General features: G+C 28.9%; 15 protein-coding genes. All 15 read left to right on the forward strand.

Going from position 1 to position 14630, the window contains the following annotated elements:
- Positions 1-31 precede the first annotated feature (31 nt).
- The 15 genes from ACQ3F0_RS09890 to ACQ3F0_RS09960 all read left to right on the forward strand — a co-directional run bounded on the left by ACQ3F0_RS09890 (position 32) and on the right by ACQ3F0_RS09960 (position 14607).
- Positions 32-394 (forward strand): hypothetical protein, encoded by a 363-nt coding sequence (locus tag ACQ3F0_RS09890; protein ID WP_428865067.1) that lies wholly within the window; start codon positions 32-34, stop codon positions 392-394.
- Between the two features lie 155 nt (positions 395-549).
- The gene (locus tag ACQ3F0_RS09895) at positions 550-813 is read left to right on the forward strand and encodes a hypothetical protein (RefSeq protein WP_428865068.1); all 264 of its coding nucleotides are present in this window, start codon (positions 550-552) and stop codon (positions 811-813) included.
- A 61-nt stretch (positions 814-874) separates the two neighbouring features.
- Complete coding sequence (locus ACQ3F0_RS09900) at positions 875-1645, forward strand: helix-turn-helix domain-containing protein (RefSeq protein ID WP_428865069.1); 771 nt, start codon at positions 875-877, stop codon at positions 1643-1645.
- 165 nt (positions 1646-1810) lie between these two features.
- A complete protein-coding gene (locus tag ACQ3F0_RS09905; protein ID WP_428865070.1) occupies positions 1811-2974 on the forward strand; it encodes an alpha/beta hydrolase in 1164 nt (387 codons plus the stop codon).
- 197 nt (positions 2975-3171) lie between these two features.
- The gene (locus ACQ3F0_RS09910; RefSeq protein WP_428865071.1) at positions 3172-4488 is read left to right on the forward strand and encodes an ABC transporter substrate-binding protein; all 1317 of its coding nucleotides are present in this window, start codon (positions 3172-3174) and stop codon (positions 4486-4488) included.
- Positions 4489-4636: 148 nt separating this feature from the next.
- A complete protein-coding gene (locus ACQ3F0_RS09915; RefSeq protein ID WP_428865072.1) occupies positions 4637-5512 on the forward strand; it encodes a carbohydrate ABC transporter permease in 876 nt (291 codons plus the stop codon).
- A gap of 20 nt (positions 5513-5532) precedes the next feature.
- Positions 5533-6378 (forward strand): carbohydrate ABC transporter permease, encoded by an 846-nt coding sequence (locus tag ACQ3F0_RS09920; protein WP_428865073.1) that lies wholly within the window; start codon positions 5533-5535, stop codon positions 6376-6378.
- A gap of 29 nt (positions 6379-6407) precedes the next feature.
- Positions 6408-7565 (forward strand): amidohydrolase, encoded by a 1158-nt coding sequence (locus tag ACQ3F0_RS09925; protein ID WP_428865074.1) that lies wholly within the window; start codon positions 6408-6410, stop codon positions 7563-7565.
- A gap of 241 nt (positions 7566-7806) precedes the next feature.
- Entirely contained in the window at positions 7807-9594 is a 1788-nt protein-coding gene (locus ACQ3F0_RS09930; protein ID WP_428865075.1) for a sensor histidine kinase, read from the forward strand.
- Positions 9595-9612: 18 nt separating this feature from the next.
- The gene (locus ACQ3F0_RS09935) at positions 9613-11220 is read left to right on the forward strand and encodes a response regulator (RefSeq protein ID WP_428865076.1); all 1608 of its coding nucleotides are present in this window, start codon (positions 9613-9615) and stop codon (positions 11218-11220) included.
- A gap of 69 nt (positions 11221-11289) precedes the next feature.
- A complete protein-coding gene (locus ACQ3F0_RS09940) occupies positions 11290-12480 on the forward strand; it encodes a MalY/PatB family protein (protein ID WP_428865077.1) in 1191 nt (396 codons plus the stop codon).
- A gap of 277 nt (positions 12481-12757) precedes the next feature.
- Entirely contained in the window at positions 12758-13312 is a 555-nt protein-coding gene (locus ACQ3F0_RS09945; protein WP_428865078.1) for a hypothetical protein, read from the forward strand.
- Between the two features lie 179 nt (positions 13313-13491).
- Positions 13492-13989, forward strand: coding sequence for a ParA family protein (locus ACQ3F0_RS09950; RefSeq protein ID WP_428865079.1), 498 nt, complete (start codon positions 13492-13494; stop codon positions 13987-13989).
- Entirely contained in the window at positions 13971-14114 is a 144-nt protein-coding gene (locus tag ACQ3F0_RS09955) for a hypothetical protein (protein WP_428865080.1), read from the forward strand. Before ACQ3F0_RS09950 ends, ACQ3F0_RS09955 begins: the two co-directional genes overlap by 19 nt.
- A gap of 28 nt (positions 14115-14142) precedes the next feature.
- Entirely contained in the window at positions 14143-14607 is a 465-nt protein-coding gene (locus ACQ3F0_RS09960) for a hypothetical protein (protein ID WP_428865081.1), read from the forward strand.
- Positions 14608-14630: the final 23 nt, after the last annotated feature.

Raw genomic sequence — 14630 nt, forward strand, 5'->3', positions numbered from 1 at the left:
TTTATAATTAATATAATGGAGGTTTAGTTTGATGAGAAAGATATATTATATTAGTATGTATTTCATTTTTATTTTAGTTTATGTAAATGAATTTGGGGTCCTAAAGGATAGTATATTTGTATTCTTTACATCCATAAGTATGTTGTTTTTATTAATGTCATCCCTTAGTATGACAAGAGGTTTTCAATTATATGTTTCGCTAATTTCCCTTTGTGTGGCACACTTGATTTTATTTAAATATAATCTTAGTTTTGATATTTGGTATAATAGTTTAATAAAGAGTATCGGTATACCGGTACTCTTTGTTGCTATACCTATGATTTCTTTTCCAATTAAACATGGGCAATATTTAAAATCAATGGAAAGTTATTTAGAACTTTTTTACCATTTTTAATTTCAACAAGCTTTCTTGGTTCAATGGTAGCTTATACTCCCATTAAAGAAAATATTGGAAGTGTACTGGTTTATCTAAATAATTTCCCTTTGTATATAATTATTCAAATTTTTATATTATCAACAATGTTGTTAAGTTTATGTGGGGTTCATATGATGGTTACAATAACTACCTTAGCACTTACTATTACACCTGGAATTATAGGATTATCAAATGTCGCCTTTGCATTAACTTTACTAACTTGTTGGTATATTGCCATGAGCATTTCTCCCTTTGTTCCTTTTGCAGTTATAGTTGCAGACACTATAGGCGAAAAGACTGTTAATGTAACTTTTAAATATAATCTGAAATATGCAATTACAATGCTTTTTGCAGCACCAATTATTATCTTATTGGTTAATTATTTAGAGTGTTTATAATTGGGAACTTTTTTATATGGACAAAAATTAATGCTTTAAAACGGGTAAAAGGGGTGAGACTATGACAGAAATTTTTTGGGCCATGGATCATGTGCTTTTATTAGCTGATTATAACGATCCAGAAAAGCATAAGCATTGGGCAAAGCATTTACTGATTAGCTTAAGTGGAAAAATTAATTGTTTTATTGAAGATGAACAGGTGACTTGTGAAGGTATCATGATTTCTTCAAATGTATCTCATACCATTGAAAGCAATGGAAATGATCTTTTATTATACCTATTTGATGAAACTACAGATATAGCTAAGGAAATTGAAGAAAAATATTTAGAGAATATTCCCTACTATACTTTGAATTTAGCTACTGTACAGGAAATTAAGAAAATTTGGAATGAGAATATGGAAAGCAGAAAAGATGTTCATCAAGTACAAAAGACCTATTCTAATACTTATGAAAGAATACTAAGCGCTTGTCATTTAGATACAAAGAGACCATATATTAAAGACGATAGAATCAAAAAAGTATTGTCTTTGCTACGAGATAGAGAAGAAATAACAGAAGGTATGATAAGTGAGTTGGGCAAAAAGGTGTTCTTATCTCAAAGTAGGCTTTCTCATTTATTTAAGGAAGAGACAAAGATATCACTAAATAGCTTTCTTGTGATGATAAAGATAGCAAAGACTTACGAATATATATTAGCAGGAGAAAATATTACAGAAGCAAGCATAAAGGCTGGTTTTCATAGCCCATCACATTTTGCTACAACTAATAAGAATATGTTTGGAATTACAGCAAATGGATTTCGAAAAGACGTAAGATTTATACAGGTATAATAAAAAATATTTTTTACGGATATGATAAAAATCTTATAAAGTGTTATAGTATTTGAAACTTAGCTATTATTTAGAAGTTTTATTTTAAATTCTTAATTATAATAAGGCATAGTCAAAGGAATAAAAGACTATGTCTTTTAAATTTAAGATAGGAGATAAGATAAAATGAAAAAAGATAAGATTACTTTTGCAAAAGGATTGCATAATTTAAATGAACAACCTAATTTCAATTTTCAATTAAATCGTGTTGTAATGTGGAATGAGGGTGATTTGGAAGATGTTATGAAAATTGCTGATAAAATCAAAGATAGTGCAACATGGAAAAAAGAGTTGATCGGTATAGGGGCTCAGGCTGAGAGTGAAGGAAGAATAAAAGAAGCTATTGCATATTATAGAATGAGTGAATTTTTTATGTATGATGGAGACCCAGATAAAGAGAAACATTATAAATTAGCTACGAGTATGTTTTATGATTATTATAAAGAGTATTTTGAAGATGGGACTGTAATTCGTTATGAAGTCCCCTATGAAGGAGTAAAACTTCCAGTGTTATATACAAAAGCAGTAGGAGAAAAGAAGGATACTATTTTGCTTCATGGTGGAAATGACTCTTATATGGAAGAACTATTTTTTGCAATGCTATATTTTGCAGAGAATGGTTTTGATGTATATGTTTTTGAAGGACCGGGACAAGGAGGGGTTATGCGTACCCAGGGAAAACATTTTACATATGAGTGGGAAAAACCGGTAACAACTATACTAGATTATCTTAAACTTGATGATGTTACTATTATAGGTGCATCATTAGGTGGAATGCTAGCACCTAGAGCAGCGGCTTATGAAAAGAGAATTAAGAGAGTAATCGCATGGTCTATTTTTCCTAACTTCTTTTTTGTTGCATTAGGTATGTTTCCAAAATGGTTTCAAAAAGTAGTAAAGATATTAATGAAGCTTCACGCAGCGCCTATATTTAATTTAGCTTTTAAAATGAAGGCAAAAAAAGATACTACAGTAGACTGGGGAATCAAGCACGGTATGTATGCTTATGATGCAAAATCTCCTTATGAGTATGTAGTAAAATTGAATAAATTTCAAATGATAGATGTGGGGCATTTGATTAATCAAGATATGTTAGTGATAGGAGCAAATCAAGATCATTTTATTGATTACAAGCTTTTTCAGGAGGAATTAAATTCTTTGAGTAATGTACATTCTTTAACTTTCAGACTATTTACAGACAAAGAATGTGCTTCTAATCATTGCAATATAGGAAATACAAAACTTACTTTAGATACCATGATTAATTGGATAGAATTGATTAAATATTAACGTATGAGCTAAATTTTACTATTATAGAAAAGTAATAATATTACTATAAAATGTAACGAGATTCCAGAAGTAAATTATGATACTTTTACTACTTATTTTTTTGTCATGTTTTTACCATATATAATATTAAAAGTACATTTTCTTTTAAATAATATTCATATAAAATAAATGTATTATTAAATTATGGAGGTGGTTTAATGTATAAATTTTTCAAGAAAGGTACATGTATTATATGTATTATTGCTATACTAATGAGTTTGGTAGCATGTGGTGCAAAAAATGGTGAAGGAGAAAAGAATTCGCAAGTAAACGGAAATGTTGCTCAAAATGAAAACGTTAAGACAATAAAAATTTGGCATATTTTTGGTGGAGACAATGACCCTAATAAAGCTGTTATAGATAAAATTGTTAAGCAGGCTGAGGAGAAATTTAATGTAAAAATTGAAGTAGATACAGCTGAAAATCAGTCATATAAAACTAAGATAAAGGCTGCCATTGCTGCAGATGAAACGCCAGATATTTTCTATACTTGGGGCCACGGGTTCATTAAACCTTTTATCTCAGCAGATAGGCTTTTACCATTAGATGAATATTTTACAGATGAATATAAATCTCATTTAACTCCAGAGGTTTTAAAAGGATTTCAAGCTGATGGGAAAACATATGCACTTACAACAGATCAATCAGTAGCTTGTATGTTTTATAATAAAGAAATGTTTGATAAATATTCTATAAAAATTCCAGAAACTTATTATGATTTAATTGATGCGGTTAAAAAATTCAAAGAAAATGGTATTACTCCATTAACTGTAGGAGCTAAAGAATCATGGACTATTGCTATGTATCAAGATTTATTTGCTTTACGTGCAGTAGGTGGCGAAGGAATTAAGAAAACAATGAGTAAAGAAGTAAGCTTTGATGATCCAGGATATCTAAAGGCTGCTAATGCAATTAAAGAGCTTGTTGATTTAGGGGCATTTCCAGAAGGCTCAGCGGGAATTTCTCGTGAAGAATCTGAAGTTCCATTTTTTGAAGGTAAGATTCCAATGTATTTAAATGGAAGTTGGACTGCAACTCGTGTTTATAAAGATACATCTAAGGTGAAAGATAAAGTTGTAGTAGCTCCTTTCCCAGTGTTTAAAGACGGTAAGGCAGGTGCGAAAGATTTTACAGGTGGGCCGGATAGTGGATTTGCAGTAAGCAAAAAGACTGAAGATCCGAAATTAACTGCAGAAATAGCTCAATATATTGCATATGAATTGGCAGTTGGAAAATATTTGATTGGTTCTAGTCTTTTACCATATACAAATGTTGAAGTAGATGAGTCTAGTATTAATCCATTATTAGCAGATATTTATGATATGACGAAAGATGCAAGTAGTTATACTATTTGGTGGGACAACCTAATGGAAGGAAAAGATGCAACAGTATACTTAAATAAACTTCAAGAGCTCTTTATCGGTCAAATTACACCTGAACAATATGTTGAAGAACTTAAAAAATTAAATGATTAAATAGTTATTTAAAGGAAACCTTCCACTTCTAATATAATTAGAGTGGAAGATCCTTGCTATATATTGTGGTCGGAGTTCAACTAAATTACTTTTTGTGGAATAACCATAGAAGGTTTATTTGATTAATATACAGAAGGAGGAATTAATTTTGAATCGAGTTCTTTCAGATAAAAAAGCAATCTTTTTTTTCTTATTTCCTGCATTATTGTTTTTTGCAGCAATTATTATTATGCCGATTTTTATGTCATCATACTATAGTTTACATGCATGGGATGGAATTGGAGATAAAATATTTATTGGATTTGAAAACTATAAAGAATTATTTCTACAAAACAGTGATGGTTTTTGGAGAGCAGTGAAAAATTCTTTGATTTTCGCAGCGGGATCTGTTTTTGTTCAATTACCAATTGCTTTGATTTTAGCTCTTATTCTTTCTTCAGGAGTTAAATATGAACGTTTTTATGTGAGTGTTTATTTTATGCCGGTCTTAATTTCTACTGTTGTAATTGGACAACTTTGGATGAAAATATATAATCCAGAATACGGGCTATTAAATACGGCACTTCGTTTTCTTAATCTTGATGGATTAACACGAAATTGGTTAGGTGATACATCTATAGTTATTATATCGGTTATTATACCAGTATTATGGCAGTATATAGGTTATCATATGTTGTTAATGTACGCATCAATAAAATCAATTCCAGCTGAAGTGTTTGAATCCGCTAAAATAGATGGAGCAAATGCTTTCCAACAAGCAACAAAAATTACTATTCCATTAATAAAACCAATTATTAAAGTTTGTGTTATTTTTGCAGTGGTAGGTTCTCTAAAGAACTTTGACTTAGTATATGTTATGACAGGAGGAGGTCCAGCTGGAGCTAGTCAATTACCAAGTACTTTAATGGTTGAAACAATTTTTTCAAGGAATATGTATGGTTATGGTAGTTCAATGGCTATTTTTATTATTGTAGAGTGTTTTATATTTGCATATGTTATTCGTAAATCATTTAAAGAAGCTTAAAGAAAAGGAGGTGTTGTGATATGAAGACGAAAGCTTTTTCTAAAAAGACAGTTTCATCAATTATCATTAAAGTTATATTAGCTATTTGGGCAATGATACAAATTTTCCCACTTTATTGGCTAATAACATTTTCATTAAAAGATAATGTGGAGATATTTCAAGGTAATATGATTGGATTGCCCCAAATATGGAGATTTGAAAATTATAAACATGCATTTATGGGAGGTAATGTTGGTAGATACTTATTAAACAGTATAATAGTTACAGGTGTAACGATTATGTTCGTATCAATATTTTCATTAATGGCTTCATATGCATTGGTAAGAATGAAATGGAAATTAAGAAAACCTATGCAAACATTCTTCTTAATGGGGATAACTATTCCCATACATGCTGCATTACTACCTGTTTTTATAATGCTGCGAAATCTTCATTTACTAAATTCTTATTGGGCTTTAATTATTCCTTATACTGCTTTTGCAATTCCAATGGCAATAATGATTAATTCTGGTTTTATCTCTGCAATTCCAAAAGAATTGGAAGAGGCAGCCTGCATAGATGGTTGTACGATTTATGGAATATTTTTCAAAATTATTTTACCACTTATGCGCCCTTCTATTGCTACTATTGCTATTTTTACATTTTTGCAATCATGGAACGAATTAATGTATGCTGTAGTATTTGTTAGTAATCCTAAATATAAGACACTAACGGTTGGAATTCAATCCCTTGTAGGACAATATACCACAGATTGGGGTCCAATTGGTGCGGGGTTAGTTGTTGCAACTTTACCTATTATTATTATTTACTTGATACTTAATAAACAAGTACAGTCAAGTTTAATTGCAGGTTCAGTAAAAGGCTAGAAAAAATCAATAATTTGGGAGATGTTTTTTTGAATCAATTATCTTTTGATCTTAAAAAATATGTTATTGAGCTTAGGCGATTTTTTCATCAAAATCCAGAATTAAGCTTAAATGAATTTAATACTTGCAAAAAAATTATTGGAGAATTAGAATCCATGGGAATTCCATATTATACTATTTGTGAAACAGGGGTTGTTGCGACTATTCAAGGTATGCCTGGAAAGACTATTGCTCTTCGAGCAGATATTGATGCGCTTCCTATAGAAGAAAAAAATAGATTTAGTTATAAATCTAAAACATCTGGTATAATGCATGCATGCGGACATGATGCTCATATTGCTATGCTACTTGGAGCAATAAAAATTTTAAATGAAAATAGACAAAGTATTAACGGTTGTATAAAAGTCATTTTTCAGCCAGCTGAAGAAACGGGAGAAGCTACTAAAGAAATAATTGCAACTGGTATTTTAGATGAAGTAGATACCATATTTGCTATTCATGTAATGACTGATCTTCCTACTGGTAAAATATCTATTGAAAGTGGTCCACGTATGGCAGGGGTTGATGATTTTACTATAAGAATAAAGGGCAGTGGTGGTCATGGAGCAATGCCGCATTTAGGAACTGATGCACTTCTTGTTGGGGCTAAACTCGTAGTTAATTTACAAGAAATTGTATCTCGTGAAATTAATCCATTAGATTCGGTAGTTATAACTGTAGGGAAATTTACCTCTGGAACTAAAGCAAATATTTTAGCTTCAGAAGCTGTCTTATCTGGTAATCTTAGATATTTTAATCCTGAATTAAAGGATTATTTTAAGGATGCTTTACTAAGAATTTCTACACATACGGCACAGATGTATAATACTTCAGTACAACTTAACTATACTAAATCTCTTTCTCCTGTAATTAATGATGCTTATTGCAGTAAAATTGCTGAAAATGCAGTTAAAAAAATTGCGGGCATGCAAGCTCTTACTACAAAATCAAAAATGACTACATCAGAAGATTTTTCACGCTATTTAGAAAAAGTTCCAGGTGTTCTCGCTTTTTTAGGTGCATGCGATGGAACACCAAACACATCCTATCCACTTCATCATGAATGTTTTCAGATTGATGAAAAAGCTTTAGAACTTGGCAGCAGACTTTACGTACAGTATGCATTAGAATTTCTATCAAATATTTAGTATATTGAATAAATTTTCTAAAGAAGTATAGTTTATTAAAAATTTTCAGTGGTTTTATAGGATAAATTATTATAGGGTAATTGAAAATAGAAAAAAGCACCTCCTTGTGATATTATGGGTTTGTAGAGAGTAAATTAATAAACAAAGGTTGGTGTTTTCTTTTATATAATAATATATTACAATTCAATGACTTTTGGGTGGGAAATTAAAACTATAGATATCTTAAATTGGAGATAATTATATGGATAAAAATAGAATGAATCAAACAAATAGACTAAAAAAAATTTTTGACCATTTAAAAAGGTTACTTTTTAATCAAAAAATATCACGAAAAATAGCTTTAGTTTATGTATTATTTATAATGTCCAGTATAATTTTTACATATCTATTGTATAGCTATGTGTTGGAAACTTATTCAGCGGTTAGTCAAAATAATTCATCAAAACAAACATTGATATCGGTAAAAACAAACCTTGTTGAAATGATAGACACAGCTAATAATAATTATAATTTGCTGCTTAAGTTCGGGATAAAAGATGTTCTTAAAGAACCAATGACATTGGAAAATCGTAAAATTTATGATAATTTTATATTTACTTTAGTTGATACGTATAATAACTTAGATGCAATCTACATTACAGATTTTGATAAATTTTTCTATGGTATTGATAAAAAAGGTAGAAAAAAACTATCTATAGAGTCAATTAAGAATGCATCATGGTATGAAGAAATAATTAAAGCAAGAGGTAGATATATTTTATACTATAATGCAGGTAATATATTCGAGAAAACATATCAATCAGATTTTATTTCAGCTATCAGAGTAATAAATGATTTAGAAACACAAGAACCTATTGGGATTGCTATATTTAATATTCCAATAAAATCTATTAATGAATTATTTGAAACTGTTTTTACATCAAATAACACTTATGTAGGGTTATATGATCAAGATAATAGTTTGATGGTTCAGTCTGATAGAATAAATGCAACATTGTATACAAAAGGAATTCTAGAAAATATAGGGGAAAACCAATTGTATTATAGTGAAATTCATGATGATAAATTAACAGCAGCTCTATATATACCAGAACATGATTGGAAAATAATAGCTGAATTTCCTGTTAAAAAAACAAAGTATCTATCAGATTCCTTAGTTACAATATCACTACTAGTTTTGTTTTTTAATGCTATATTAATGTTATTGAGTTATTTGTTAATATCCAAATCAGTCTCAAAGCCTATTTATCAGCTAATTAATGCTATGAGAGGAATGAAAAATGGTGATTTTGAGACTATTGAAGTGAAATATAGCAATAGTGAAGTTGGAATTTTGCAAAAAAATTATAATTTAATGGTTAATGAAATTCAATCATTAATTACTAAATTAGTAAAGGAGCAAAAAATTAAACGTAAGGTAGAACTTAGAGTATTACAAGAGCAAATAAAGCCTCATTTTTTATATAATACTCTTGATGCAATTGGATATATGGCTTTGGCTGAAGAACCCCAACATGTTTATGAGGCTATAGAAACTTTAGGAAGTTTTTATAGGGGAAGTTTAAGTAGCGGTGGTCAAGTAATTACAGTGGATCAAGAAATTCAAATTGTAAAAGATTATATTAGCCTTCTACGATTAAGGTATGAATCGCTTTTTAATGTAAGTTATGATATTGATGAAGAAGTGCTTAACTATAAAGTTTTAAAATTAATTACTCAGCCATTAATAGAAAATGCTATATATCATGGCATTAAGCCAATGGGGAGTCTTGGAATGATTAGATTTTCAGTGAAAAAACAAAAAGACAATATCTGCTTTATGGTTGAGGACAACGGTGTAGGAATGGATAATGATACAATTATTAGCTTGAAAAATGCTAAATTAAATGATAAAAATTATAGATTAGGATTTGGTTTGATAGGAACAATGGAAAGAATTAATATCTTTTATGGAAATAATGCAATAATTGATATCAATAGTAAAAAACATCATGGGACTGTAGTAAAAATTATTATACCATTAGTTTAAAGAAAAAAAGGTGTGAATATGGAATTAAATAGTGAATTATTAAGAGTTATGTTTGTTGATGATGAGAAAAAGACTAGAAAATTATTAGAAATATGCATTGATTGGAATGCTTTGGGTTATGAAGTTACCTTAGGCGCCGCTAGTGCCAATGAAGCATTGGAATTAATTAGTACAGAAAAACCAGATGTTATTATTACAGATATTGAAATGCCATTTATAAATGGACTTGATTTTGCGCAAATAGTAAAGGTAGAATATCCCAATATTAAGGTAATTGTGTTAACAGCACATAATGAATTTGACTATGCACAAAAAGGTGTAGATATTGGAGTTTCTGGTTTTTTATTGAAACCTATAAAAAGGGATAAAATAATTCAAGTAATGAATAATATAAAATACAATATATTTGAAGAAAAAAAACAATTTAATGAATATATAAGTTTAAAGGATAAACTAAAGGATAATTGGGAATATATTGTTCAACATTTTTTAAATAATATGATTATAAATGTCTTTTCAAAAGAAAAGTTATATAATAAATTGAAATATTATGAAATCCCTCTACATATGAATAAAGGTTATTACAATATACTTCTAATTTCTTTTGATTTAGGATCTGATGTAGAGGAGAATATTTTACAGACAATTAGAATTCAAGATACTATTAAAGCAGTTACTAATAATACATCTGGAGTTATAACTTTTTTAGATATTCATCAAAATATTGTGGTTTTGAGTGAAAATAGAAAAATAAACCTGTATTCTTATGATTCTTATTTTACAACAATGATCTATCAAAAATTTAATGTTAATATTCATACTGGTATAGGAAAGCCAGTGGAAGAATTGACTGATATTAGAGTATCCTACAAGTATGCTTATAGGATGTTGCAAATTGAAGAATTTAGTCAAGATAAAATTTTAAGTGTTAATTTAAATTCTGAAAGTCAATACACTCAATTTAGGGATACCCTACACGAAATTGAGGATAATCTTTCCTTATATTTAAAAATTCCAATAAAAGAAAAAGTATTAGAGCAGATTAATATTGTTTTTGATATTATACAAGATAAGCACACAATGCCGTTTTCGAATATTACTGTAATATCTGTATCTATTGTAAATGTTATATTGAATACAATTTCGGAAATGGGAATTAGTGTTAATGAATTATATTCAACAGATAATTTGCCATATAAACATATTTTAAAGTTAAAAGATATAAAAAGTATACAAAAGTACATTTTGAACCTTGCGGAATACACTATACAAAAAATAGAGAAATTCAAACAAAGTACAAGTAATAAGGTAATTAATAATATTCTAGATTATATCAATGAAAATATTTCTGACTGTACATTATCATGCAAAAAAATTTCGGAAATATTCTATGTAAATTCATCTTATTTAAGTCGAATGTTTAAAACTACAATGGGAAGTACATTTAGTGATTATTTGAAAGACATAAGAATTGAAAAGGCGAAAAAACTTTTGGCGGGAACAGATCTTAAAATTTATGAAATTGCAGAACAAATTGGTATAAATGATCCTAATTATTTTTCTAAATATTTCAAAAAACACACTAATTATACACCAGCACAGTTTAAAAAAATAAATACTTCCTAGTCTATATTAGTCCATGAATCAAGCTGAATTCTATTAATAAATAATTTTCAATGAAAGGAAACTGACAAAATGTCTACATATTCATATGATTTTGATAAAATTATTGATCGACGTAATACAAACTGTGGGAAATGGGATACTATAGCGAAAAAGTATGGTAGGAATGATTTGATTCATTTAGGGGTAGCCGATATGGATTTTATGTCTCCAAAGCCAATTCTTGATGCATTTTCACAAGTAGTAAATCATGGAGTTTTTGGATACACAGATTTAAATGATTCTTTTTACACTAGTATTCAACGTTGGATAAAAAAACATAATGGTATTAATATACCAAGAGAATGGATTATTTTTTGTTCTAGAATCAATATTGCTGCTGGAATTTGTATAAATACTTTTACCAATCCTAATGATAAAGTAATTATCAATACACCTGCATATTCACCTTTACGAAATGCTATTATTAAAAACAACCGTACTGTTGTTGATAGTCCGTTAATTTTTAAAAATGACCGTTATTGCATTGATTTTAAACAATTAGAATCTGTGGTAGATGAAAATACAAAAATGCTTATTTTGTGTAATCCTCACAATCCTACTTGTCGAGTTTGGTCAAAAGAAGAACTAGAACAATTAGTTATATTTTGCCTAAGGCATCATATTTATTTATTTGTAGATGAAATACATGCTAATTTATCATCCAAAAATATAACACATACTAGTATGTTAGAAATAAAAGGTGATATTCAAAATTATCTTATATGTGCTAATTCTATAACAAAAACATTCAATGTACCAGGAACGATTATTTCATATATGATTATTCCAAATAAAGAAATTCGTGATAAAATAGCTGCTGATATTGACCGCATTGGAATACATAATCCTAATATTTTTTCTGTTGTAGCAGTAGAAGCTGGATATAATTATTGTGATGATTGGTTAGAAGAAGCTTGTTCTTATATTGACGATAATGAAAAAATGTTCCGTTCTTATATATCAGAACATATGCCTAAATTTAAAGTAATGCCAAGGGAAGGTACTTACCTTTTATGGATTAATTATGAAAATCTAGATGTTACAGAAAAGCAACTTGAAAAATGGTTTATTGAAGAAGCAAATGTAGAAGTTTATATGGGTTCCGCCTTTGGTAAAGATGGTGAAGGTTTCTTTCGAATAAATTTAGCTACTTCACGTTTATTATTAACAAAAGCATTAAATCGAATGAAAAATGCTTATTGCAATCTGAAATCAAACTAAATTCAATATAGCATGCTTAACTAAGGGATTTGCTAATGCACTGATTATTCATAGCAACTGGGATGCTATGAGCCCAGAAAGCTCCCTGGACCAATAATACTTGCATTTTAAACCACCACTATGGTGGTTTCTTTAATTTGAATAATAAAACCTATAAAAAGCCTTAAATATTTTTGCTTTTCTATTCCATGGGTAGACAAGGGAATAATCCAAATTATGATAAAATTAGGTAGTACATAGACAAATATGTGAATTTTAATAGGTGAGGTTTTTGGAAATGAGAAAATATAGAGATAAGGTTATTGTTTTTATAATAATAATAGTAGCAGTAAGAATTGTTTACAATAGAGGAACTGTGCCATACAATGAGGTGCTTCATGATATTGAAAGAAGAGTTAAGGATGGTGATAATAGCATAGTTGATCTAAATATAAAAAAGAAATTGAATAAATATAGTGACGAGTACTTCTTGTGTTCTGTAAAATATGAAAATAATTATGCAAAAGAGAAATATTTATTAGTGATATATAAAAAGGATTTGTTTGACAGGTATATAGATAGCATTTTGGAGTTAAATAATCATTGCGTTGGCAGGTATTGTTTAGAAGATAAAAATGTAAGTACATATGCAGTGTATGGATACAATCCAAATAAAATAATTTCTAATTTTAAAACGGTAATGGATAATGAAACAGTGATAGAGGATATTTCAGAAGAAGATTATTTCATTAAAGTATATAAAGGAGATTTAGAATTTGGTATGTATGATTGGACAAAATTTTATGATAAAGATGGGAAAGAATTGAGTACTGAATTAATAATAAGTCAATAGTGAATTAAGGGATAAAAGTAATGACAACCGTAAAATCCGGAGAGCTCAATATTGAGCTTTCAGAAAAAAGAATATTTCAAAGCTAACCACTTTGTTACATAATAATAGATGGCGCTGTTATAATAGGACTAAATTAGAAAACCGTTACAGCTTTAAATCTAGGGTATGCTTTATCTGAAATGGGGAAGAAAGTTTTACTTATAGACTTTGACCCACAGAGTAGTTTAACTGTATGTTTTGGATATTATAACACTGATAGTATTAACACTACAATATATAACCTGATGTCACTGGCTATTGAAGAGAAAACTCTACCTAAAAAAGATAAGTATATTTTTTCAACAGGAAACATTGATCTTATTCCATGTAACTTAGAATTATCGGCAATAGAAATAGCACTTGTTAATGTGATGAGTAGAGAACTTATTTTAAAGTCTATTATTGATGAAATTAAGGAAGCTTATGATTATATTATTATTGACTGTTCTCCATCGCTTGGAATGTTAACAATTAATGCTCTTGCAGCATGTGATAGTGTAATTATACCTGTTACTCCTCAATATCTTTCGGCTAAAGGATTGGAGTTATTATTAAAAAATATCATAAGTGTAAAAAAAGGATTAACCCTAAAATTGAAGTTGATGGGATACTTCTTACTATGTATGCAGAAAGAATGAAATTGTCAAAGGAAGTTCTATCAATTATACAAGAAGCATATGGAAGTCATATTCACATCTTTGAAAGCAAGATACCAACATCAGTAAAGGTTGGAGAATCTAATTTGAGAAATAAAAGCGGATAATAAAACTTCTAGACAAGTTGGCGAGAAGTTGACAAGAGCAGATGAAACAGGGAAAACTTATAATCTTTCAGGGAGGTCTGTATCAAGATATTTAAGAATATGCAATCTTATAAAAGAGTTAAAAGATAGGTTGGATATGGAAGAAATACCTTTTACAGCTTCAGTAACTCTTTCATATCTAACAGAGGAAAATCAATATATTGTAGAAATTATTCTTTCTGAACATAACTTCAAAGTAGATATGAAGAAAGCTGAAAGTTTAAGAGCTTATTCAGAAGCAAAAAAACTAAATGAAGATACAGCTTATGCAATTCTTTCAGGAGAGTTAAATAAAAAACGAAAGGTAAATAAGTCGTCAACTATTAAATTAAAACCTAAGCTTATCAATAAATTCTTTGCACCTGAAACTAAACAGCCAGAAATTGAAGATGTTATTGAAAAAGCTTTGGAATTATATTTTAAGTCACAAGGAAAGGGTGAAGTAGATGAATAAAGAAGGAATAGTTAATCTTACAG

The organism is Clostridium sediminicola (assembly GCF_050402865.1).
In the GTDB taxonomy this organism is placed as follows: domain Bacteria; phylum Bacillota; class Clostridia; order Clostridiales; family Clostridiaceae; genus Clostridium_AF; species Clostridium_AF sediminicola.

What these genes read in the sequence shown, in the direction of transcription:
- ACQ3F0_RS09890 (WP_428865067.1), top strand. Translation starts at nt 32, where the DNA reads ATGAGAAAGATATATTATATTAGTATGTATTTCATTTTTATTTTAGTT.
- ACQ3F0_RS09950 (WP_428865079.1), top strand. Translation starts at nt 13,492, where the DNA reads ATGGGGAAGAAAGTTTTACTTATAGACTTTGACCCACAGAGTAGTTTA.
- ACQ3F0_RS09900 (WP_428865069.1), top strand. Translation starts at nt 875, where the DNA reads ATGACAGAAATTTTTTGGGCCATGGATCATGTGCTTTTATTAGCTGAT.
- ACQ3F0_RS09940 (WP_428865077.1), top strand. Translation starts at nt 11,290, where the DNA reads ATGTCTACATATTCATATGATTTTGATAAAATTATTGATCGACGTAAT.
- ACQ3F0_RS09945 (WP_428865078.1), top strand. Translation starts at nt 12,758, where the DNA reads ATGAGAAAATATAGAGATAAGGTTATTGTTTTTATAATAATAATAGTA.
- ACQ3F0_RS09895 (WP_428865068.1), top strand. Translation starts at nt 550, where the DNA reads ATGGTTACAATAACTACCTTAGCACTTACTATTACACCTGGAATTATA.
- ACQ3F0_RS09935 (WP_428865076.1), top strand. Translation starts at nt 9,613, where the DNA reads ATGGAATTAAATAGTGAATTATTAAGAGTTATGTTTGTTGATGATGAG.
- ACQ3F0_RS09905 (WP_428865070.1), top strand. Translation starts at nt 1,811, where the DNA reads ATGAAAAAAGATAAGATTACTTTTGCAAAAGGATTGCATAATTTAAAT.
- ACQ3F0_RS09910 (WP_428865071.1), top strand. Translation starts at nt 3,172, where the DNA reads ATGTATAAATTTTTCAAGAAAGGTACATGTATTATATGTATTATTGCT.
- ACQ3F0_RS09920 (WP_428865073.1), top strand. Translation starts at nt 5,533, where the DNA reads ATGAAGACGAAAGCTTTTTCTAAAAAGACAGTTTCATCAATTATCATT.
- ACQ3F0_RS09930 (WP_428865075.1), top strand. Translation starts at nt 7,807, where the DNA reads ATGGATAAAAATAGAATGAATCAAACAAATAGACTAAAAAAAATTTTT.
- ACQ3F0_RS09955 (WP_428865080.1), top strand. Translation starts at nt 13,971, where the DNA reads ATGTATGCAGAAAGAATGAAATTGTCAAAGGAAGTTCTATCAATTATA.